This is a genomic window from Streptomyces sp. NPDC090083, assembly GCF_044747445.1.
GTDB lineage: Bacteria > Actinomycetota > Actinomycetes > Streptomycetales > Streptomycetaceae > Streptomyces.
Genome location: NZ_JBIVED010000007.1, coordinates 38,259 through 57,812, shown reverse-complemented (window position 1 = coordinate 57,812; position 19,554 = coordinate 38,259). Strand labels below are relative to the sequence as shown.

Annotated in this window: 21 protein-coding genes and 1 riboswitch; of the genes, 12 read left to right on the top strand and 9 right to left on the bottom strand. The window is 71.9% G+C overall.

The genetic code is table 11. The features are described from left to right. Positions 1 to 12: 12 nt before the first annotated feature. The 5 genes from ACIPTO_RS24585 to ACIPTO_RS24565 all read left to right on the top strand — a co-directional run bounded on the left by ACIPTO_RS24585 (position 13) and on the right by ACIPTO_RS24565 (position 6,017). Positions 13 to 705 (top strand): ATP-binding cassette domain-containing protein, encoded by a 693-nt coding sequence (locus ACIPTO_RS24585; protein WP_401195598.1) that lies wholly within the window; start codon positions 13 to 15, stop codon positions 703 to 705. Further along, on the top strand, positions 677 to 2,761 hold the full coding sequence (locus ACIPTO_RS24580; RefSeq protein WP_401195595.1) for a YhgE/Pip family protein: 2,085 nt from the start codon (positions 677 to 679) through the stop codon (positions 2,759 to 2,761). The genes ACIPTO_RS24585 and ACIPTO_RS24580 overlap by 29 nt, the downstream gene beginning before the upstream one ends. A 62-nt stretch (positions 2,762 to 2,823) precedes the next feature. Next, complete coding sequence (locus ACIPTO_RS24575) at positions 2,824 to 3,453, top strand: TetR/AcrR family transcriptional regulator (RefSeq protein ID WP_401195592.1); 630 nt, start codon at positions 2,824 to 2,826, stop codon at positions 3,451 to 3,453. Positions 3,454 to 3,821: 368 nt separating this feature from the next. Beyond that, positions 3,822 to 4,460 (top strand): DUF4126 domain-containing protein, encoded by a 639-nt coding sequence (locus ACIPTO_RS24570; protein ID WP_401195589.1) that lies wholly within the window; start codon positions 3,822 to 3,824, stop codon positions 4,458 to 4,460. Between the two features lie 45 nt (positions 4,461 to 4,505). Continuing rightward, positions 4,506 to 6,017: a phytoene desaturase family protein gene (locus ACIPTO_RS24565; RefSeq protein ID WP_401195587.1), complete on the top strand. Its 1,512-nt coding sequence runs from the start codon at positions 4,506 to 4,508 to the stop codon at positions 6,015 to 6,017. A 58-nt stretch (positions 6,018 to 6,075) separates the two neighbouring features. Here the strand turns inward: ACIPTO_RS24565 and ACIPTO_RS24560 are convergent, their stop codons facing one another. From ACIPTO_RS24560 to ACIPTO_RS24535, 6 genes are all read right to left on the bottom strand, one after another. Next, positions 6,076 to 7,077, bottom strand: coding sequence for a hypothetical protein (locus tag ACIPTO_RS24560; RefSeq protein ID WP_401195584.1), 1,002 nt, complete (start codon positions 7,075 to 7,077; stop codon positions 6,076 to 6,078). 56 nt (positions 7,078 to 7,133) lie between these two features. Further along, positions 7,134 to 8,057 (bottom strand): methylenetetrahydrofolate reductase [NAD(P)H], encoded by a 924-nt coding sequence (metF, locus tag ACIPTO_RS24555; protein ID WP_401195581.1) that lies wholly within the window; start codon positions 8,055 to 8,057, stop codon positions 7,134 to 7,136. Between the two features lie 110 nt (positions 8,058 to 8,167). Then, positions 8,168 to 8,827, bottom strand: a complete 660-nt coding sequence (gene thiE, locus ACIPTO_RS24550; RefSeq protein ID WP_366319892.1) for a thiamine phosphate synthase — start codon at positions 8,825 to 8,827, stop codon at positions 8,168 to 8,170. Between the two features lie 91 nt (positions 8,828 to 8,918). Then, positions 8,919 to 9,290 (bottom strand): Rv2175c family DNA-binding protein, encoded by a 372-nt coding sequence (locus ACIPTO_RS24545; RefSeq protein ID WP_366319894.1) that lies wholly within the window; start codon positions 9,288 to 9,290, stop codon positions 8,919 to 8,921. A gap of 64 nt (positions 9,291 to 9,354) precedes the next feature. Continuing rightward, positions 9,355 to 10,584, bottom strand: a complete 1,230-nt coding sequence (locus ACIPTO_RS24540; RefSeq protein WP_401195578.1) for an NAD(P)/FAD-dependent oxidoreductase — start codon at positions 10,582 to 10,584, stop codon at positions 9,355 to 9,357. 44 nt (positions 10,585 to 10,628) lie between these two features. After that, positions 10,629 to 10,967 carry a hypothetical protein gene (locus tag ACIPTO_RS24535; RefSeq protein ID WP_401195575.1) on the bottom strand — a complete coding sequence of 113 codons (339 nt, stop codon included), beginning with the start codon at positions 10,965 to 10,967 and terminating at the stop codon, positions 10,629 to 10,631. A 50-nt stretch (positions 10,968 to 11,017) separates the two neighbouring features. Further along, a riboswitch (TPP riboswitch) is annotated at positions 11,018 to 11,129 on the top strand. Here ACIPTO_RS24535 and thiO point away from each other — a divergent pair. From thiO to ACIPTO_RS24510, 5 genes are all read left to right on the top strand, one after another. After that, positions 11,127 to 12,290: a glycine oxidase ThiO gene (thiO, locus tag ACIPTO_RS24530; protein ID WP_401195573.1), complete on the top strand. Its 1,164-nt coding sequence runs from the start codon at positions 11,127 to 11,129 to the stop codon at positions 12,288 to 12,290. (Overlaps the previous riboswitch by 3 nt.) Further along, positions 12,287 to 12,487, top strand: a complete 201-nt coding sequence (thiS, locus tag ACIPTO_RS24525; RefSeq protein ID WP_366319902.1) for a sulfur carrier protein ThiS — start codon at positions 12,287 to 12,289, stop codon at positions 12,485 to 12,487. The genes thiO and thiS overlap by 4 nt, the downstream gene beginning before the upstream one ends. A gap of 3 nt (positions 12,488 to 12,490) precedes the next feature. Beyond that, positions 12,491 to 13,285 (top strand): thiazole synthase, encoded by a 795-nt coding sequence (locus tag ACIPTO_RS24520; RefSeq protein WP_401195571.1) that lies wholly within the window; start codon positions 12,491 to 12,493, stop codon positions 13,283 to 13,285. 158 nt (positions 13,286 to 13,443) lie between these two features. After that, positions 13,444 to 15,414 carry a Stk1 family PASTA domain-containing Ser/Thr kinase gene (pknB, locus tag ACIPTO_RS24515; RefSeq protein ID WP_401195569.1) on the top strand — a complete coding sequence of 657 codons (1,971 nt, stop codon included), beginning with the start codon at positions 13,444 to 13,446 and terminating at the stop codon, positions 15,412 to 15,414. Between the two features lie 34 nt (positions 15,415 to 15,448). Beyond that, the gene (locus ACIPTO_RS24510) at positions 15,449 to 16,351 is read left to right on the top strand and encodes a deoxyribonuclease IV (RefSeq protein ID WP_401195566.1); all 903 of its coding nucleotides are present in this window, start codon (positions 15,449 to 15,451) and stop codon (positions 16,349 to 16,351) included. Between the two features lie 3 nt (positions 16,352 to 16,354). Here the strand turns inward: ACIPTO_RS24510 and ACIPTO_RS24505 are convergent, their stop codons facing one another. Next, on the bottom strand, positions 16,355 to 16,969 hold the full coding sequence (locus tag ACIPTO_RS24505) for a sulfite oxidase-like oxidoreductase (protein ID WP_366319910.1): 615 nt from the start codon (positions 16,967 to 16,969) through the stop codon (positions 16,355 to 16,357). A 159-nt stretch (positions 16,970 to 17,128) separates the two neighbouring features. Here ACIPTO_RS24505 and bfr point away from each other — a divergent pair, with 159 nt between their 5' ends. Beyond that, entirely contained in the window at positions 17,129 to 17,605 is a 477-nt protein-coding gene (gene bfr / locus ACIPTO_RS24500; protein WP_019062355.1) for a bacterioferritin, read from the top strand. Between the two features lie 3 nt (positions 17,606 to 17,608). Here bfr and ACIPTO_RS24495 read toward each other — a convergent pair whose 3' ends face one another. Both ACIPTO_RS24495 and ACIPTO_RS24490 read right to left on the bottom strand, forming a co-directional pair. Then, positions 17,609 to 17,851, bottom strand: coding sequence for a (2Fe-2S)-binding protein (locus tag ACIPTO_RS24495; protein WP_366319912.1), 243 nt, complete (start codon positions 17,849 to 17,851; stop codon positions 17,609 to 17,611). A 135-nt stretch (positions 17,852 to 17,986) separates the two neighbouring features. Further along, a complete protein-coding gene (locus ACIPTO_RS24490; RefSeq protein ID WP_366319914.1) occupies positions 17,987 to 19,339 on the bottom strand; it encodes a class II 3-deoxy-7-phosphoheptulonate synthase in 1,353 nt (450 codons plus the stop codon). Between the two features lie 96 nt (positions 19,340 to 19,435). Between ACIPTO_RS24490 and ACIPTO_RS24485 the strand changes: the two genes are divergently transcribed. Further along, a complete protein-coding gene (locus tag ACIPTO_RS24485) occupies positions 19,436 to 19,492 on the top strand; it encodes a trp operon leader peptide (RefSeq protein ID WP_073735655.1) in 57 nt (18 codons plus the stop codon). The last annotated feature ends 62 nt before the right edge of the window (positions 19,493 to 19,554 follow it).

The window sequence follows — 19,554 nt, the reverse complement described above, 5'->3', positions numbered from 1 at the left end:
GGGCGGGGAACCGTGGGCGGGGTCGGTGTCACAGCCGAGGACTTCGGGCTGAGGGGACCGCGCGGCTGGGCGTTCCGGGGGATCTCCCTGGACGCCGGGCCCGGGTCGCTGATCACCGTGGAGGGGCCGTCGGGGTCCGGGCGGACGAGTCTGCTGCTCGCGCTCACCGGGCGGATGAAGGCGTCCGAAGGGACCGCCTCCGTGGGCGGGCTGACGCTGCCGAAGCAGTCGGCCGCCGTACGGCGGATCAGCGCGCCGGCCCATGTCGCCGGGGTCACCGACCTCGAACCGGCGCTGACCGTCGGCGAGCACCTGCGTGAACGGGCGCTGCTGCAACGGCGGTTCGGGGACTCGGTGCGCGGACTGCTGCGCCCCCGGTCCGAGCGGGCCGTCGAGGCGGGGCTGCGGATCGAGCGGGCGCTGACCGCAGCCGGGCTGGACCCCGAGGCGCTGCCCAAGGGCACCAGGACCGCCGTACGGGATCTGGAACGGCCGCAGGAGCTGCGGCTGTCCGTCGCGCTGGCGTTGATCGGGCGGCCCGCGCTGCTCGGTGTGGACGACGTCGACCTCAAGCTCTCGGATGCCGAACGGGACGAGATCTGGGCGCTGCTGAGGTCGATCGCGGATGCCGGGACGACGGTCGTGGCGGTATCCACCGAGGGGACGGAGAAGGCCGATGCACACGCCACGACTGGCCGGGCTTGAGCTGCGGCGCTTCGGCAGGGGGAGGCTGCCGCGCGCCGCGCTGGTCGCCCTCCTGCTGCTGCCGCTGCTGTACGGCGCCCTGTACCTGTGGTCCTTCTGGGACCCCTACGGCCGCCTGGACCGCATCCCCGTGGCGCTCGTCAACGACGACAAGGGGGCGAGTGCCGACGGCAAGAAGGTCACCGCGGGCGACGACATCACCAAGGGGCTGCTCGGCAGCGGGACGTTCGACTGGCACGAGGTGAGCGCGTCCGCCGCGCGGAAGGGCGTCGAGGACGGCACGTACTACCTGTCGCTGACCATGCCTGCCGACTTCAGCCGGCGCGTCTCCTCCAGCGCGGGCGACGACCCGGAGACGGGCGCGCTCCAGGTACGGACGAACGACGCCAACAACTACATCGTCGGGCAGATCTCCAGGACGGTGTTCAGCGAGGTGCGGTCGGCCGCGTCCACGAAGGCCTCACGGACCTTCCTGGACCGGATCTTCGTGTCGTTCTCCGACATCCACGGCCAGACCGTGAAGGCCGCGGACGGCGCCGACAAGCTCAAGGGCGGCATCGGGACGGCCGAGGCGGGCTCCAAGGATCTCGCCGACGGCCTGAAGGACGCCAAGAAGGGCAGCGGCAAGCTCTCCAAGGGCCTCAAGAAGCTCGACACGGGCGCGGGCACCCTGGCGGACGGCTCCGCGCAGGTGGCGGCCGGGACCCAGACCCTGGCGGACAAGGTCAACGGGGCCGCCGACAAGGTGGGGCCCTTCCTCAAGGACAACGAGAAGACCATCGGGGACACCGCCCGCCTGGTCGCCGACTCCGCCGCGACGATCCGCGCCAACCTCGACGTGCTGGTGAAGACGGCCCCGGTCGCCGCCAAGGGCGCGCACGCGGCCTCGGACACCCTGGACGAGGTCTACAAGGCGCGCTGCGAGAACGTCGTCCTGAAGGATGACGCCTGCCCCGACCTGAAGAAGGCCGCCACGGCCGCCTCCGACGTGGCCGAGGTCGCCGACGACGTCAACGCCCTGGTCGTCGACCAGCACGGCGACCTGAAGAAGCTCGACGCGAACCTGGCCACCCTCCAGACACAGGCCCAGGCGCTCGCCGACCGCGCGCCGCACCTCTCCGAGGACCTCGACGACGCGGTCGCCAAGGTCAACAAACTCAACGACGGGGCCGGGAAGGTCGCCTCCGGCGCCAGGACCCTGCACGCCGGGCTCGGCACGGCCAGCTCCGGCGCCACCGGCCTGGACACCGGCATAGGCAGGCTGCGGACCGGCGCGGTGGACCTCAGCGGCGGCCTGTACAAGCTCGCCGACGGCTCGGGGAAGCTCGCCGGCGGCCTGCACGACGGGGCCGCGCAGATCCCGGACTACGACAAGCGGGACCGCGACCGGCGCACCGGGGTCATGGCCGACCCGGTCCACCTGGCCTCCCAGGACCTGCACAAGGCGCCCAACTACGGCACCGGGTTCGCCCCGTACTTCATCCCGCTGTCCCTGTGGGTGGGCGCGATGGTGGCCTACATGCTGATCGCGCCGATGAACCGGCGCGCCCTCGCCGCGGGCGCCCCGGCCTGGCGGATCGCCCTCGCGGGCTGGCTGCCCGTGGTCGCGGTCGGGGTGCTCCAGACGGTGGCCCTGATGGCCGTGCTGCACTGGGCGATCGGCCTGGAGATGGTGCGGGCGGCCGGCACGATCGGCTTCCTGTTCCTGGTGACGGCGTGCTTCGCGGCCCTCGTGCAGTGGCTGAACGCCCGCTTCGGGGCGGCCGGCAGGATCCTCGTACTCGCCCTGCTGATGCTCCAGTTGACGTCGGCGGGCGGCACCTACCCGGTGCAGACGAGCCCGGGCTTCTTCAACGCGATCCACCCCTTCCTGCCGATGAGCTATGTCGTCGAGGCCCTGCGGAGGCTCATCACGGGCGGTGGCCTCGGACCCGTGTGGCACGCGTGCGTGGTGCTCACCGCGTTCACCGCGGGCGCTCTCGCGCTGACCGCGCTGTCGGCCCGCCGCCGCCAGGTGTGGACGCTGGACCGGCTGCATCCTGAGCTGACCCTGTGAGCGCGCGCAGGACGGCGGCACCCGTGCCCGCGGCGCAGGCCGGGCCTGTGACAATCAGGCCCATGGAAAGCAGCAGCACCCCGTCGGGCGGCAGCACGCGCCGCGAGGCCACCCGGCAGAAGCTCTACGAGGCGGCCGTCACGCTCATCGCCGAACAGGGCTTCTCCGCCACCACGGTGGACGAGATCGCCGAGCGTGCCGGGGTCGCGAAGGGCACCGTCTACTACAACTTCGCGAGCAAGTCCGTCCTCTTCGAGGAGCTGCTGCGACACGGCGTGGGCGTCCTGACCGCCTCCCTGAGAGAGGCCGCCGAGCAGACGGCCCGGGACGGCGGCAGCAAGGTGGACGCCCTGGACGCGATGATCCGCGCGGGCCTCGGCTTCATCGCCCGCTACCCGTCCTTCACCCAGCTCTACGTGGCCGAGCTGTGGCGCACCAACCGCTCCTGGCAGCCCACGCTGATGGTCGTGCGCCAGCAGGTGAACGCGGCCATCGAGGACGTGCTGCACGCGGGCGTGGCGGGCGGTGAGTTCAGCCCCGAGATCGATGTCCGGCTGACCGCCGCCGCACTGGTGGGCATGGTCCTGGTGGCCGCCCTGGATTGGCAGTCGTTCCAGCCGGAGCGCTCCCTGGACGACGTCCACTCGGCGCTGTCCCGGCTGCTCCAGGGGCGGGTCAGCGGCGGGCGCTGACGACGGCACGGACACAGGAGCGCCGGTCCGCCGTGGCCGCGTCCCCCGCGGGCCACCTCGAACCGGCGCTCCCTTGTGCTCCCCGTACGTTCCCCCGTCGGAACCCTGGTCGGCCGGGTTCCCGGGTTCCCCCGTGCCTCGCTCCCGCCGGGACATCCGGCGGAAGGAGCGGCCAAGGGCGCGGGCTCCGTTCCGCCGCCCCGTGCCGGCGGTTCCGGAGCCGCGCCCCTTTCCGTGCCCCTACTCTCTCGTTCGCGCAGGTGGCACCCCATCCGCGCGCGTACTCATCTCACTCCCTAGGTACGGATACTCAGCCGTACGCACTCAGGCCCAGGACGCCGAGTTGCCGAGTGGCTACTATCGCCTCCGTGTCCGTACTCCCCCTGGTCTTCACCAGCGGCTGGGCCAGCGGCATCAACGCGTACGCGGTGGTGCTGCTGCTCGGGATCTTCGGCGCGACCGGGGTGACCGACGCGGTCCCCGAGTCGCTGCAACGCCCTGAGGTCCTCGTCACGGCGGGCGTCCTGTTCCTGTGCGAGGCGGTCGCCGACAAGATCCCCTACGTCGACTCCCTGTGGGACTCCGTGCACACGGTGATCCGGCCGGCCGCGGGGGCGTGGGTCGGCGCGGTGCTCGCCGGGCACAGCGGTTCCCTGAACGACGTGGCGGCGGGACTGATCGGCGGTTCGTCGGCACTGGCCAGCCACGCGGTCAAGAGCGGGACGCGGATGGCGATCAACACCTCGCCCGAGCCGTTCAGCAACGTGATCATGAGCTTCGCCGAGGATCTCGGGGTCGGCGGGATCGTCTCGTTCGCGATGTTCCATCCCGAGGCGGCGGCGATCATCGCGGCCGTCCTGCTGGCGGCCGGGCTCACGGTCCTGCTCTTCCTGGTCTCCCGGATCCGCCGCTTCCTGCGCCGCCGGGCCCAGCGCCGCGAGGAGAAACGCCTCGCCGCCCAGGTGGGAGCGGCCCCCGGACACCCGCCCGACCACGACCCCTGGTGACGCCCCCGGCCGTGACTGTCAGTGGCGGCCGATAGGGTCGCAGGCATGGCACGGATTGCGGTGATCGGCGCCGGCATGGGCGCGATGGCGGCCGCTGCCCGGCTGGCCGTCGCGGGCCACCGGGTGACGGTGTACGAGCGTACGGAGACGTACGGCGGCGCGGTGCGCCGCTTCGAGCGGGACGGGTTCGGCTTCGACACCGGCCCGGGGCTGCTGCCCGTGCCCGCGGTCCACCGCGACCTGTTCATCAAGACCGGCAAGGAGCCGCTGGAGGACCTGGTCGAGCTGGTCCAGGTCGACCCGTCCTCCCGGCACCTCTTCGCGGACGGCACGGCGGTGTCGTTGCCGAACGCCTCCCGCGCGGGCGTCGTCACCGCCCTGGACGAGGCGCTGGGTGACGGCGCGGGCCGGCGCTGGGGCGACTTCCTGGTCCGGGCCCGCGAGGCCTGGGACCGCACCCGCAGGCCCCTCCTGGAGGAACCCCTGTGGCCGAACTGGCCGGTGCTGGCCGGCCAGGAGCCCTATCCCGCGGTCCCGCACAAGAAGCTGCTGCGCACCCGGCGCGCGAGCACCCTCGCCGAGATCGGCACCTGGGAGCTGCGCGACGAGCGCCTGGCCGCCCTCCTGGAGAGCCACGCCCTGGCGTACGGCCTCGATCCCCGCACCGCTCCGGCGAGCGCGGCGGTGCTGCCGTACATGGAGCACGCCTTCGGCACCTGGTATGTGCGGGGCGGCATGCGGGAGTTGGCGCGCGCGGTGTACGAGCGGTGTGTGGCCAGGCGGGTCGAGTTCGTCTTCGGAGCCGAGGTGATCCGGGTCCTGGAGAAGGACGGGCGGGCGGCCGGGGTCGAGCTCGCCGGGGGCACGGTGGCCGACGCCGACCATGTCGTCGCGGACGTGGACCCGGTGCGGCTGCGGGCCCTGACGGACCGTCCACTGGACCAGGACGGCGACGTACAGGCCGACGTGGGCTCATCTCGGCCGGTGCGCTGCACGCTGCTGCTGGCCCTGCGCGGCGCGCGCGAGGCGGGGGCCGCGCACCGTACGGTCGTCCACGCGCCGGACCGCGAGGCCGAGTTGGACCTCCTGGCCTCCCCCGGTGGCGACCCGCCCGCCTGTCCCACGGTGACGGTGCTGCGCCCCGACGACCCCGCGCTGCGGCCGGACGACGCGCACGAGTCCGTGGTGGTGTCGGCCGTGCTGTCGGGCGACGCGGGCTGGGCGGACGCGGAGACGGTCCGGCGGTACACGGACTTCCTCCTCGAAGCCGCCGGACGGGCCGTACCGCGGCTCCGGGAGCGCCTGCTCTGGCACGAGGTGCGTACGCCCGAGCAGACGGAGGGCGAGACGGGCACCCGCTTCGGCGCCGTGCCCGCGCCGTCGCTCGCCGCCGGGCGGGGCCGTTTCCTGCACCCGGCGAACACCACGCGCGTGCCCGGCCTCTACCGGGTCGGCGGCTGGTCGCACCCAGGCGGGGGGCTGCCGCACGCCGGGATGTCGGGGGCGCTGGTCGCCGGACTGATCGTGGAGGGGCCGCAGTTCAGGGGGTCCCAGTAGGCAGGCCCCGGCGGACGACTCCCCGTGAGCGGGCCCGGTGGACGGACCTCAGCAGGCTTCAGAAACGGTACTGCTCGTCGTAGCCGGTGCCCGACTGCGGCTGCTGCCGGGGCTGTTGCTGGCCGTCGCCCTGGTAGGGGTACTGCTGGTCCGGGAGTTCGCCGCCGTAGGTCTCGTCGTTGCGCTGCTGCGGGACCCACACACCGCCGGCCGGGGTCTCGCCGCCGTAGCCGCCGTTGCCGTACTGGTCCTGTGCGTAGCCCTGCTGGGGGTACTGCTGCTGGCCGTCGTAGCCCGTGTCGTAGCCGGTGCCGCCGTACGTCTGGGTGCCGATGTACGGGTCGGAGTAGGCCGCGTACTGCTGCTGGCCGGTGGTGTCGTAGCCGTACTGCTGCTGGTCGTAGCCCGTGTACTGGTCGTAGCCGTAGTTCTGGCCGTCGCCCTGGGCAGCGGCCGCGTAGGCCTGGTCCTGGGTCTGGCCCGCGGCGGCGTACGCCTGGTCCGTGCCCGCGAAGTCGGGGTCGGTGGCGTTCGCGTACGCGGCGGTGTTGTACACGCCGTAGGAGCCGGTGTCGTCCGGGAGGGGCTGCGGCTCGTAGACCGAGGTGGTCTCGGCGGCCGTGGGATTCAGCGGGCGGTTCGGGGTGAAGACGTCGTCGCGGTCGTAGTCGTCGTCCTGGCCGAAGGCCTTGTTCCGGTCGTAGTCCTGGAAGGCGCCGGAGCCCGACCCCAGGCCGGACGCGTCCGGGTTCGGGTCCTGGTCGTCCGGTTCGCCGCGGCGGCGCTTGATGCCGCCCACGCTCGGCCGGCCGGAGACCGCCCAGCCCTCTTCGAAGCCGCGGCGGAACGAGAGGGTGACGTAGGTCTGGCCGACGGCGAAGGCGATGGCGCCGAGGCCGATGACGACGACGGAGGGAATCAGCACACCCAGGACGACGCCCAGGAAGCCGACGAACGCGAGCAGTCGCCAGCGCAGGCGTGCCTTGTACTGCAGCAGCACCTCACCGAGCAACCACAGTGCGACGATGCCGAACGCGATGTAGAGGACCGTCCAGCCCATGTACGCCCCTCTCCCAGTGGCCGCTACGCAGTGTGTCGTATGTCCCGGCGGCCGGTCTAGGCCTGCGGTGGATGGTGCAGGCCCAGGTTCTCGTAGATTTCCAGCGTCGCCGTGGAGCTGTTGAGCGTGATGAAGTGCAGGCCCGGCACTCCTTCGGCCAGCAGCCGGGCGCAGAACTCCGTGGCGAAGTCGATTCCGATCGAGCGTACAGCCGCCGGATCGTCTTTGGCTGTGAGGATTCGCTCTTTCAGGGCGGCAGGGATGTCGGCGTTGCTGAGCTGCGGCAACCGCTCCAGCATTCGCACGCTGGTCACCGGCATGACCTCGGGGATGACGGGGGTCGGGCAGCCCGCGGCCTCGACTCGGTCGCGCAACCGCAGGTACGACTCGGGTTCGAAGAACATTTGCGTGATCGCGTAGTCGGCGCCGGCCCGGCACTTGTCGACGAAGTGCGCGACGTCCGTGTCCCAGTCCGGGGAGCGCGGGTGCATCTCCGGGAAGGCGGCGACGCCGACGCAGAAATCACCGGACTCCTTGATGAGCCGCACCAGTTCGGCCGCGTACGTCAGCCCCTGGGGGTGCGCCACCCAGTCGGCCATGGGGTCGCCGGGCGGGTCGCCGCGCACCGCGAGGATGTTGCGGATGCCCGCGTCGGCGTACTGGCCGATGATGTTGCGCAGTTCGGCGACGGAGTGGTTGACCGCGGTGAGGTGGGCGACCGGGGTCAGCGTGGTGTCGGCGACGATCTGCTCGGTCTCCTTGACGGTGCCCGCGCGGGTCGAGCCGCCGGCGCCGTAGGTCACGGAGACGAAGTCTGGGGCGACGGCCTCGACCCGCCGCAGCGCGCTCCACAGGTTCCGCTCGCCCTTGGGAGTTTTCGGCGCGGAGAACTCGAACGAGTACGTCCTTTTGCCGGTCGCGAGCATGTCACGCACGGTGCGTGCGCGATCGGTCCTGGTGGACGCGGTTCCGAAGGCCATACCCGCAGGTTAGTCAGGGGGCGCCGGACACCCAACCGGAACGGGGAATTTGCCTGTTTTGTCGCCTTGTTGTCCACCCATCGGACAGCCGGAATCGAGCCGTGCGCCCGTCAGGCCTGCCGCAGCCGCTTCGCGAACTCGGCCGCCGCCGCGCCCGGGTCGTCCGCTTCCGTGACGGCCCGTACGACGACGACCCTGCGGGCGCCCGCTTCGAGCACCTCGTCGAGGTTGCCGAGGTCGATGCCGCCGATGGCGAACCAGGGGCGGTCGGTGCCCAGGGCGGCCGTGTACCGGACCAGGCCGAGACCGGGGGCGTGACGGCCGGGCTTGGTGGGGGTGGGCCAGCACGGGCCCGTGCAGAAGTAGTCCACGCCCTCCTGAACGGCCGCCGCGGCGGCCTCGGACTCGGCGTGCGTGGAGCGGCCGATCAGGACGTCCTCGCCGAGGATCGCGCGGGCGGCGGGCACCGGGAGGTCGCCCTGCCCGAGGTGCAGTACGTCGGCGCCCGCGGCGTGGGCGACGTCCGCGCGGTCGTTGACCGCGAGGAGTCTGCCGTGCCGGGCGCAGGCGTCGGCGAAGACCTGGAGGTGCTCCAGCTCCTCGGCGGCCTCCATGCCCTTGTCGCGCAGCTGCACGATGTCGACCCCGCCGGCCAGGACCGCGTCCAGGAACTCCGCGAGGTCGCCCTGGCGTCTGCGGGCGTCCGTGCAGAGGTAGACCCGGGCGTCGGCGAGTTCCGCGCGGGCGGCTGCGGCGGTGGTGTCGGGCATGCGTGTGTCCCCCGTTGTCCGATGTGCGGTGGTGTCGCGTACGGGCCGCGGTGAGCTTCGCCGCGGCCCGTACACCTGGCGGTCGTCCGGGTCAGACGGCGAGCGCCTGGGCGCGGCGCTTCACCTCCGTGCCGCGATTCTCGCTCAGGGCCTGCGCGGGGGTGCCGGGCAGGCTGGGGTCGGGGGTGAAGAGCCACTCCAGCATCTCCTCGTCGGAGAAGCCGTCGTCCCGCAGGAGCGTCAGGGTCCCCGTGAGGCCCTTGACGACCTTCTGCTCGGCCCCGTCGATGAAGGCGGCGGGGACGTGCAGCGCGCGGTTCTCACCACGGCGTACGGCGATGACTTGGCCCTCCTTGACCAGCTGCCGCACGCGGGTCACCTCGACATCGAGCATCTCCGCGATGTCGGGCAGCGTGAGCCAGGCGGGGACGAGAGCATCGGTCTTTGCGTCAATCTCGGTCACGTAAACAGCGTGCCATCCCGGACTGACAGTCGGAAGCCGGGCCGGTCCGACCCGGTGGGACGAACTAGGCGACAGCGGTCTTCATCGGGAGAGAAGCGTCCGCCAGCCGCTCGCGGTCCATGGGGGTCGCCGACTCGATCAGCCGACGGCCCTGGGCCAGGTCACGGGGGCGGCCCACCGCCAGCAGGGCCACCAGGCGGTCCCCGCGCAGCCAGCAGACGCTCCACGCCGGGGTGGACGGGTCGCCGCGCCACAGGACGGTGTCGGCGGACGCGTGATGGCCGGCGTACTGGACGAAGCGGCCGAACTGCTCCGACCAGAAGTACGGCACCGGGTCGTACACCGCCGAGGCCTCCCCGACGATGTTCGCGGCGACCGTGCGCGGCCCCTGGAGGGCGTTGTCCCAGTGGTGGACGAGGAGCCGCTCGCCGTACCTCCCCGAGGGGAAGGAGGCGCAGTCGCCGACCGCGTAGACGTCCGGCACCGAGGTGCGCAGGCGGTCGTCGGCCAGGACCTCGTGGTGCGCGCCCAGGGCGATGCCCGAGCCCGTCAGCCAGGCGGTGGCGGGGCGGGCGCCGATGCCGACCACGACAGCTCCGGCGGGCAGCCGGGTCCCGTCGTCGAGGACCACTTCGCCGGGCTCGACGTGCGCCACGCGTGCGTGCGTCCGCAGGGAGGCTCCTGCGGCGGCGTACCAGGCGGCCATCGGCGCGGCCACCTCGGCGGGCAGCGCCCCCGCGAGCGGCCGGTCCGCCGCCTCCACGACGGTCACCGCACAGCCCGCCTCGCGCGCGGCGGTGGCGAACTCGGCGCCGATCCAGCCCGCGCCGACGACCACGATGTCGTGCTGCCGGGCGAGCACCGGGCGCAGCCGCTCGGCGTCGTCCAGAGTGCGCAGCAGATGGACGCCGGGGACGCCGTCGGCACCCGGCAGCCGGATCGGTTCGGCACCGGTGGCGAGGACGAGGACGTCGTAGGGCACCGGGCCCTCGGCGGTGTCCAGTTCGTGGTCGCCGGGGCGCAGGCCCAGCACCTCGCACCCCAGCCGCACTTCGAGACCGAGCGCCTCGAAGTCGACGTCGAAGGCGGAACCCTCGGCCTTGCCGAGCAGGACGGCCTTGGACAGCGGGGGCCGGTCGTAGGGCTGATGGGGTTCCGCGCCGATCAGGGTGACGCTGCCGGTGAAGCCCTGTTCCCGGAGGGCGACCGCGGTCTGCACCCCGGCCATGCCCGCGCCGACGACGACCACGCGCCGCTCCGCCACTGTGCCCTGGTCCCGCGTCTGCTCGCTCACTCGATCACCATAGACACCTGACGATTTGTCAGTCAGCGGGCGCGTCAGGTGACCTGTTCCACAGTGCTGGTCCCGTTTCCCTCCTGGGACTCCCACTCCCAGGTCTCCTCCAGGCGGACGCGGCCGTCGGGCGACTCGGTCACCAGGGAGACGCAGTGCCCTGAGGACGTCGTCCCGTCCGTCTTCAGCTGGACGTACCGGAAGTCGATCCGGTCCCCCGCGCGCGTGCCGACGAGACGCCCCCGTACGACGTCGCCGCCCGCGTACTCGGCCCAGACCTCGCCGTCCCGCTCGTGGTACGTGAACCGGGTGCGGGTGCCGACCTGCCCCGGGGCCTGGTCGGCGACGGGGGCGAGGACGAGACCGTCGAGCGAACGGACCATGGACGAAGGCTCCCTTACTGGCGCACGGGGCACGGGCTAGGGTGGCCGAGTAAAGCACTCGCGGGAGTCCGGGCGCACCGGGCTGAGAGGGAGGCTGGCGGCCTCCGACCGTACGAACCTGATCCGGGTCATGCCGGCGAAGGGAGGGGCTGGACGCCCATGCCTGCACACACCTCAGACGTCCTCGTCGTCGGGGGCGGGATCATCGGCCTGGTCACGGCCTGGCGCGCGGCCCAGCGCGGCCTCGGCACGGCCGTGGTGGACCCGGAGCCGGGCGGCGGGGCCGCCCAGGTCGCGGCCGGGATGCTGGCCGCCGTCACCGAACTCCACTACGGCGAGCAGACCCTGCTCGCCCTCAACCTGGCCTCGGCCCACCGCTACCCGGACTTCGCGGCCGAGCTGACCGACCTCACCGGCCTGGACCTCGGCTACCGCCGCTGCGGCACGCTGGCCGTCGCCCTGGACGCCGACGACCGCGCCCATCTGCGTGAACTGCACGCCCTGCAGCGGCAGTCGGGGCTGGACTCCGAGTGGCTGTCCGGGCGCGAGTGCCGGCGCCTGGAGCCGATGCTCGCGCCGGGCGTGCGCGGAGGGCTCAGGGTCGACGGGGACCACCAGGTCGACCCGCGGCGGCTGGCGGCCGCCCTGGTGGCCGCCTGCGAGCGCGCCGGGGTCGTCTTCCACCGGACCTGGGCCGAGCGGCTCACGGTCGCGGGGGACCGCGCCACGGGGGTCGTCACGCGGGACGGCGGCACGCTCGCCGCGGACCAGGTGGTCCTCGCGGCCGGCAGCCTCAGCGGGCGTCTGGCGGGCGTCCCCGACGACGTCCTGCCGCCCGTACGGCCGGTGAAGGGCCAGGTGCTGCGGCTGACCGTGCCACAGCGCCACGCGCCCTTCCTGAGCCGTACCGTGCGCGCCCTGGTGCGCGGCAGCCACGTCTACCTGGTGCCGCGCGAGAACGGCGAGCTGGTCGTCGGCGCGACCAGCGAGGAACTCGGCTGGGACACCACGGTGACCGCGGGCGGTGTCTACGAACTGCTGCGCGACGCCCATGAGCTGGTCCCCGGGATCACCGAACTGCCGCTCACCGAGACCCGGGCAGGACTGCGCCCCGGGTCCCCCGACAACGCGCCGCTGCTCGGCCCGACCACCCTGCCGGGACTGCTGCTGGCCACCGGGCACTACCGCAACGGCGTACTCCTCACCCCGGTCACCGGCGATGCCCTGGCGCACGCGCTGAGCACCGGTGGACTGCCGGACGAGGCACGCCCGTTCAGCCCGAAGCGGTTCGCCCGCACGGAACTCCTGGAGCAGCCCGCATGAACATCTCCGTCAACGGCGAGCACCAGGAGATCGCGCCCGGCACGCCCCTGGACGTGCTCGTGCGGACCCTCACCCCGGCTCCCTCCGGAGTGGCCGCCGCCCTCAACGAAACCGTCGTCCCGCGCGCGGAGTGGCCGTCGACCTCCCTCTCCGAGGGTGACCGCGTCGAGGTCCTCACCGCCGTCCAAGGAGGCTGACCCATGGCCGACGACCCCTTCGTCCTCGGTGGTACGTCCTTCGCGTCCCGGCTGATCATGGGTACCGGGGGTGCCCCCAGCCTCGACGTCCTGGAGCGCGCGCTGGTGGCCTCCGGCACGGAGCTCACGACGGTCGCGATGCGGCGCGTCGACGCCTCCGTCCACGGCTCGGTGCTGTCCGTCCTGGAGCGGCTCGGCATCCGGGTGCTGCCGAACACCGCGGGCTGTTTCACCGCGGGCGAGGCCGTGCTGACGGCACGGCTGGCGCGGGAGGCGCTGGGGACCTCGCTGGTCAAACTCGAAGTGATCGCGGACGAGCGCACGTTGCTGCCCGATCCGGTCGAACTCCTCGACGCCGCCGAGACGCTGGTCGACGACGGGTTCACGGTGCTGCCGTACACGAACGACGATCCCGTGCTGGCGCGGAAGCTGGAGGACGTCGGGTGCGCGGCGGTCATGCCGCTCGGGTCGCCGATCGGGTCGGGGCTCGGGATCCGCAATCCGCACAACTTCCAGTTGATCACCGAGCACGCGCGTGTGCCGGTGATTCTGGACGCGGGAGCGGGGACGGCGTCCGACGTGGCGTTCGCGATGGAGCTGGGATGCGCGGGAGTGATGCTCGCGTCGGCGGTGACGCGAGCGCGGGAACCGGTGCTGATGGCGTCGGCGATGCGGAGCGCGGTGGAGGCGGGGCGGCTGGCGTCGCGGGCGGGGCGGATCCCCCGCCGACACTTCGCGTCGGCGTCCTCACCTGCGGAGGGCCTCGCCGCCCTGGACCCCGAACGGCCCGCTTTCTAGGCACCCGCGCCGCACCGCCGTTCCGTCCCCCACCCGTGCGGACGCCCCCGTCGCGGGTGGCCGCGGACACGTGCGATGCGTCACAGGTCCGCTTCAGTACGGCCCCTAAACCGGCCGAAAACGTCATGGTGTCAGCGTCGGCTCGTACACTCACCTGCGTGGATACGACCCTTCATGACCCTCTCGTCGGGCAGTTGCTCGACGGCCGCTATCGCGTCGACGCGCGGATCGCCGTCGGCGGGATGGCCACGGTCTACCGGGCCGTGGACACCCGCCTGGACCGGGTGCTCGCCCTCAAGGTGATGCACCCGACGCTGGCGGCCGACGGGCACTTCGTGGACCGGTTCATCCGTGAGGCGAAGTCCGTGGCGCGGCTGGCGCACCCGAACGTGGTGCAGGTCTTCGACCAGGGCGCCGACCGGACGTACGTCTATCTGGCGATGGAGTACGTCGCCGGCTGCACCCTGCGGGACGTGCTGCGCGAGCGCGGGGCGCTCCAGCCGCGGGCCGCCCTGGACATCCTGGAGCCGGTGCTCGCTGCGCTCGGCGCCGCGCACCGGGCCGGGTTCGTGCACCGGGACATGAAGCCGGAGAACGTGCTCATAGGGGACGACGGCCGGGTCAAGGTCGCCGACTTCGGGCTCGTCAGGTCCGTGGACACCGTCACCAGCACCACCGGGTCCGTGCTCGGCACGGTGTCGTATCTCGCGCCGGAGCAGATCGAGGGCGGCAACGCCGACCCCCGGGTCGACGTGTACGCGTGCGGTGTCGTGCTGTACGAGATGCTCACCGGCCGGAAGCCGCACGAGGGCGACTCGGCCGCGATCGTGCTCTACAAACACCTGCACGAGGACGTCCCGCCGCCCTCGGCCGTCGTGCCGGGCCTGGCGTACGAGCTGGACGAGCTGGTCGCCACCGCCACCGCGCGCACCCCCGACCTCCGGCCGTACGACGCGGTCGCGCTGTTCGGTCTCGTCCGCGAGGCACGCGCGCGGCTGAGCGACGGGCAGCTGGACGCGGTGCCGCCGCAGGCGCTGGCCTCGGAGCATCCGAACGCGGAGAACCGTACGAGCGTGATCCCCCGCTCGCTGACCTCCCCCCTGCCCGGCTCCGCTCGCGCGGGGGGACCCCCGTCGCGTCCGCTGCCGGTCGACGAGGACGGCGGGCCGGGCGACCCGGTCAACCGGACCAGCAGGTTCGAGAGCGGCCCCCCGCTGCCGCCCCGGCCGCGCGACGCGCGGCGGCCCCGGCGCGGTCTGCTGGCGATCGTCGCCGCGCTGCTGCTGGTCATGGGGGTCGGGGCGGGCGTCTGGTACATCAACTCGGGCCAGTTCACGAAGGTCCCGCCGCTGCTGTCGAAGTCCGAGGCGCAGGCGAGGGAGCGGCTCAAGGAGGCCGGTCTCGACGTCAAGAAGGTCGACCACGCCTACAGCGACACCGTCAAGCGCGGCACGGTCATCAGCACCGACCCGGAGTCCGGCGCCCGCATCCGGGACAACGACTCGGTGACCCTGACCATCTCGGACGGCCCGGAGACCGTGAAGGTCCCGGACCTGGCGGGCATCCGCCTGGACAAGGCGCAGAGCACGCTGAAGCGGGACGGACTCGCGGCCGGCATGGTCACCAGGGAGTTCAGCGACGACGTCCCCAAGGGCTCCGTCATCAGCACGAGCCCGGAGGCGGGCACGAAGCGCCGCGCGGGTTCCGCGATAGCCCTGACCGTCAGCAAGGGCAGCGCGGTCGACGTGCCGGACGTCACCGGCGAGGACCTGGACGACGCGAAGGCGGACCTCCAGGAAGCCGGTCTCACGGTGAAGGTGGCGGCCACCGAGGTCACCTCGGAGTACGACGCGGGCCAGGTCGCCCAGCAGACCCCGGCCGGCGACAGCCGGGCCGCCGAGGGCGACACGGTGACGCTGACGCTGTCCAAGGGCCCGGAGATGGTCGAGGTCCCGAGCGTGGTCGGCGCGAGCGTCGACGCCGCGACGAAGCTCCTCGAACAGTCCGGCTTCGAGGTCAAGGAGGACCGCGGTCTGCTCGGTCTGTTCGGGGACACCGTGAAGAAACAGTCCGTGGACGCGGGCCAGCAGGCTCCCAAGGGGTCGACGATCACGATCACCATCCGGTGACGGGGGCGGCCCGCGCGCGTGACACCCTGGCCGGGTGAGCAGCAAGCCCTCCCCCGCCTCCCGCAACCCCGTCGCCCCCGTCATCCGGAACCCCGTCGGCGGCCATGTCCCCGTGGCCGGCGGCCTGCACTCCGTGGGTCTGTCCTACGCGCGCGAGCTGGCCGCCGAGACCGTGCAGGTCTTCGTCGCCAACCCGCGCGGCTGGGCCACACCGGCCGGGAACCCGCGCCAGGACGAGGAGTTCCGCGCGGCCTGCGCGGCGGAGTCGATCCCGGCGTACGTGCACGCCCCGTACCTGATCAACTTCGGCTCGCACACCGAGGCCACCGTGGAGAAGTCGGTGGAGTCCCTGCGGCACTCGCTGCGGCGCGGCCGGGAGATCGGCGCGCTCGGTGTCGTGGTGCACACCGGGAGCGCGACGGGCGGGCGGGAGCGGGCGGTGGCGCTGGCCCAGGTGCGGGAGCGTCTGCTGCCCCTGCTGGACGAGTTGACGCATGACGACGACCCGTTCCTGCTCCTGGAGTCGACGGCCGGCCAGGGTTCCTCGCTCTGCTCCCGGACCTGGGACTTCGGCCCATACTTCGAGGCGCTGGACGCCCATCCGAAGCTGGGCGTCTGCCTGGACACGTGCCACATCTTCGCCGCCGGGCACGATCTGACCGGCCCGAGCGGTATGCACCAGACCCTCGACCTGCTGGTGGACACGGTCGGCGAGGGGCGGCTGAGACTGATCCACGCCAACGACTCCAAGGACGTCGTCGGCGCCCACAAGGACCGCCACGAGAACATCGGCTCCGGGCACATCGGCGAGGACCCCTTCCGGGCCCTGATGACCCACCCGGCGACCGAGGGCGTACCGCTGGTCATCGAGACGCCCGGGGGCAGGGAAGGGCATGCGGCGGACGTGGAGCGTCTGAAGAAGCTCAGGGACGCGTAGGGCTCACAGTTCGGGCCCCTCGCCGGGGCCCTCCTGGTAGGAGTACCGCTGCTCCTTCCACGGGTCGCCCACGTTGTGGTAGCCCCGCTCCTCCCAGAATCCGCGCCGGTCCGCCGTCATGTACTCGACGCCCCGGACCCACTTCGGGCCCTTCCAGGCGTACAGGTGGGGGACGACCAGGCGGAGGGGGAAGCCGTGTTCCGCGGTGAGGAGTTCGCCGTCCTTGTGGGTGGCGAAGATGGTGCCGGCGGCGGCGAAGTCCGTGAGGCGGAGGTTGGCGCTGAAGCCGTACTCCGCCCAGACCATGACATGGGTGACGGAGGGTCCCGGCGGGGCGGTGTCGAGGATCGTGCGGGCGGGGATGCCGCCCCATTCGGCGCCGAGCATGCTGAACTTGGTGACGCAGTGCAGGTCGGCGACCACGGAGTCGTAGGGCAGGGCCGTGAACTCGTCGTGGTTCCAGCAGTGCTTGTCGCCGTCGGCGGTGGAGCCGAAGACCCTGAACTCCCAGCGCTCGGGGCGGAACTTGGGCACCGGGCCGTAGTGGGTGACCGGCCAGCCGCGCTGGAGCCGCTGGCCCGGTGGCAGCTCGGACTGTTCGACCCCTCTCTGACCCATGACTCCATCCTGACAGACCGGGGGCGGTGCACATGACCGGCTCTGGGCGGATTCGGGCAACTCCTACTAAGCATGCACTTACTGGACGACCTCTTCGCGCCGGTGCAATCATGCGGCGCAACCCACCAGTTCCCCCCGTTTCTGGAAGGAGCCTCTGCGATGCAGGGCGACCCCGAGGTCCTCGAGTTCCTGAACGAGCAGCTCACCGGTGAGCTGACCGCGATCAACCAGTACTGGCTGCACTACCGCATCCAGGACAACAACGGCTGGACCAAGCTCGCCAAGTACACGCGTGAAGAGTCCATCGACGAGATGAAGCACGCGGACAAGATCACCGAGCGCATCCTGATGCTCGACGGTCTGCCGAACTACCAGCGGCTCTTCCACGTCCGGGTCGGCCAGACGGTCACCGAGATGTTCCAGGCGGACCGGCAGGTGGAGGTCGAGGCGATCGACCGCCTCAAGCGCGGGATCGAGGTGATGCGCACGAAGGGCGACATCACGTCGGCCAACATCTTCGAGGACATCCTGGAGGACGAGGAGCACCACATCGACTACCTCGACACCCAGCTCCAGCTGATCGAGCAGCTCGGCGAGGCGCTGTACATCGCGCAGCAGATCGAGCAGCCCAGCTAGGGTCTACGCGGCCTCGTCCAGTTCGGCCGCTTCGGGCAGGTCGGCGAAGACCGGCGCGCCCTCTGCCGCGAGATCGCGGCGCGGGCAGCTGCCGCGGCCGAGGATCGCCTGGATCCGGCGGACGCACGAACCGCAGTCGGTACCGGCCTTGCAGGCGGAGGCGATCTGGCGGGGCGTGCAGGCACCGCCACCCGCGTGCTGCTGGACCTGCGCCTCGGTCACCTGGAAGCAGCTGCAGACGTACACGCGGATTCACCTCCCGCCGGAACTCGATAAGGCCAACCTAACCTTACCCGGCCCGAAGGTGCCACAAAAGTGCCGTGGGGCGGGGATCGTATGTGATCCCCGCCCCACGGCACTCTGCTGCAACAGGTGAAACGGTTACTGGTCCCTGTACATCTCGGCGACGAGGAAGGCCAGGTCAAGCGACTGGCTGCGGTTGAGACGCGGGTCGCAGGCCGTCTCGTAGCGCTGGTGCAGATCGTCGACGAAGATCTCGTCGCCGCCGCCCACGCACTCGGTGACGTCGTCGCCCGTGAGCTCGACGTGGATGCCGCCCGGGTGGGTGCCGAGGCCCTTGTGGACCTCGAAGAAGCCCTTCACCTCGTCGAGCACGTCGTCGAAGCGCCGGGTCTTGTGGCCGGAGGCCGCCTCGTACGTGTTGCCGTGCATCGGGTCGGTGATCCAGGCGACGGTCGCGCCGGACGCGGTGACCTTCTCCACCAGCTCGGGCAGCTTGTCGCGGACCTTGTCCGCGCCCATCCGCACGATGAAGGTGAGCCGGCCGGGCTCGCGGTCCGGGTCGAGGCGCTCGATGTACTGCAGCGCGTCCTCGGCGGTCGTCGTCGGGCCGAGCTTGACGCCGATCGGGTTGCGGATCCGGGACGCGAACTCGATGTGCGCGCCGTCCAGTTGGCGGGTGCGCTCGCCGATCCACACCATGTGCCCGGAGACGTCGTAGAGCCGGCCGGTGCGGGAGTCGACACGGGTCAGGGCCGACTCGTAGTCCAGCAGGAGCGCCTCGTGCGAGGAGTAGAACTCGACGGTCTTGAACTCCTCCGGGTCCGTGCCGCACGCCCGCATGAAGTTCAGCGCGCTGTCGATCTCGCGCGCGAGCTGCTCGTAGCGCTGGCCGGACGGGGACGACTTCACGAAGTCCTGGTTCCAGGCGTGCACCTGGCGCAGGTCGGCGTAACCGCCAGTGGTGAAGGCGCGGACCAGGTTGAGCGTGGAGGCGGACGCGTTGTACATCCGCTTGAGGCGCTCGGGGTCCGGGACGCGGGACTTCTCGTCGAAGGCGAAGCCGTTGACCGAGTCGCCCCGGTACGTCGGCAGGGTCACGCCGTCACGGGTCTCGGTGCTCTTGGAGCGCGGCTTGGAGTACTGGCCGGCGATCCGGCCGACCTTCACGACCGGCACGGAGGCCGCGTACGTGAGGACGGCGCCCATCTGGAGCAGGGTCTTCAGCTTGTTGCGGATGTGGTCGGCGGACACCGCGTCGAAGGCCTCGGCACAGTCGCCGCCCTGGAGGAGGAACGCCTCTCCCTTGGCGACGGCCGCCAACCGGGCGCGCAGCTGGTCGCACTCGCCCGCGAAGACGAGCGGCGGATACGACTCGAGGTCCGCGATCACTGCGCGCAGAGCCTCGGTGTCGGGGTACTCGGGCTGCTGCGCCGCGGGCAGGTCTCGCCAGGTGTTGCCAGCGCTGGCGCTGGTCTTAGCGTTCACGGTCACGGCCACAACACTACGGGGTCGTGTCGAGCGGTTTTCGCGCGGCTCGACAGGTGAGACACCCACTCGCTCAGGTGCGCGTGGGGTAGGGTGCGTCGCATGTTCGCGCATTCGACCCGTAACTGGTGGTGGACCGCTCATCCGGCGGCCCACTGACTGCGCGTACTCCCAGTACTCCGCGAAGGCCGCCCGAGGGGCGGCCTTCGGTGTGTCCGGGG

What these genes read in the sequence shown, in the direction of transcription:
- ACIPTO_RS24580 (WP_401195595.1), top strand. Translation starts at nt 677, where the DNA reads ATGCACACGCCACGACTGGCCGGGCTTGAGCTGCGGCGCTTCGGCAGG.
- ACIPTO_RS24575 (WP_401195592.1), top strand. Translation starts at nt 2,824, where the DNA reads ATGGAAAGCAGCAGCACCCCGTCGGGCGGCAGCACGCGCCGCGAGGCC.
- ACIPTO_RS24565 (WP_401195587.1), top strand. Translation starts at nt 4,506, where the DNA reads ATGGCACGGATTGCGGTGATCGGCGCCGGCATGGGCGCGATGGCGGCC.
- ACIPTO_RS24560 (WP_401195584.1), bottom strand. Translation starts at nt 7,077, where the DNA reads ATGGGCTGGACGGTCCTCTACATCGCGTTCGGCATCGTCGCACTGTGG.
- metF (WP_401195581.1), bottom strand. Translation starts at nt 8,057, where the DNA reads ATGGCCTTCGGAACCGCGTCCACCAGGACCGATCGCGCACGCACCGTG.
- thiE (WP_366319892.1), bottom strand. Translation starts at nt 8,827, where the DNA reads ATGCCCGACACCACCGCCGCAGCCGCCCGCGCGGAACTCGCCGACGCC.
- ACIPTO_RS24535 (WP_401195575.1), bottom strand. Translation starts at nt 10,967, where the DNA reads ATGGTCCGTTCGCTCGACGGTCTCGTCCTCGCCCCCGTCGCCGACCAG.
- thiO (WP_401195573.1), top strand. Translation starts at nt 11,127, where the DNA reads ATGCCTGCACACACCTCAGACGTCCTCGTCGTCGGGGGCGGGATCATC.
- thiS (WP_366319902.1), top strand. Translation starts at nt 12,287, where the DNA reads ATGAACATCTCCGTCAACGGCGAGCACCAGGAGATCGCGCCCGGCACG.
- ACIPTO_RS24520 (WP_401195571.1), top strand. Translation starts at nt 12,491, where the DNA reads ATGGCCGACGACCCCTTCGTCCTCGGTGGTACGTCCTTCGCGTCCCGG.
- ACIPTO_RS24505 (WP_366319910.1), bottom strand. Translation starts at nt 16,969, where the DNA reads ATGGGTCAGAGAGGGGTCGAACAGTCCGAGCTGCCACCGGGCCAGCGG.
- bfr (WP_019062355.1), top strand. Translation starts at nt 17,129, where the DNA reads ATGCAGGGCGACCCCGAGGTCCTCGAGTTCCTGAACGAGCAGCTCACC.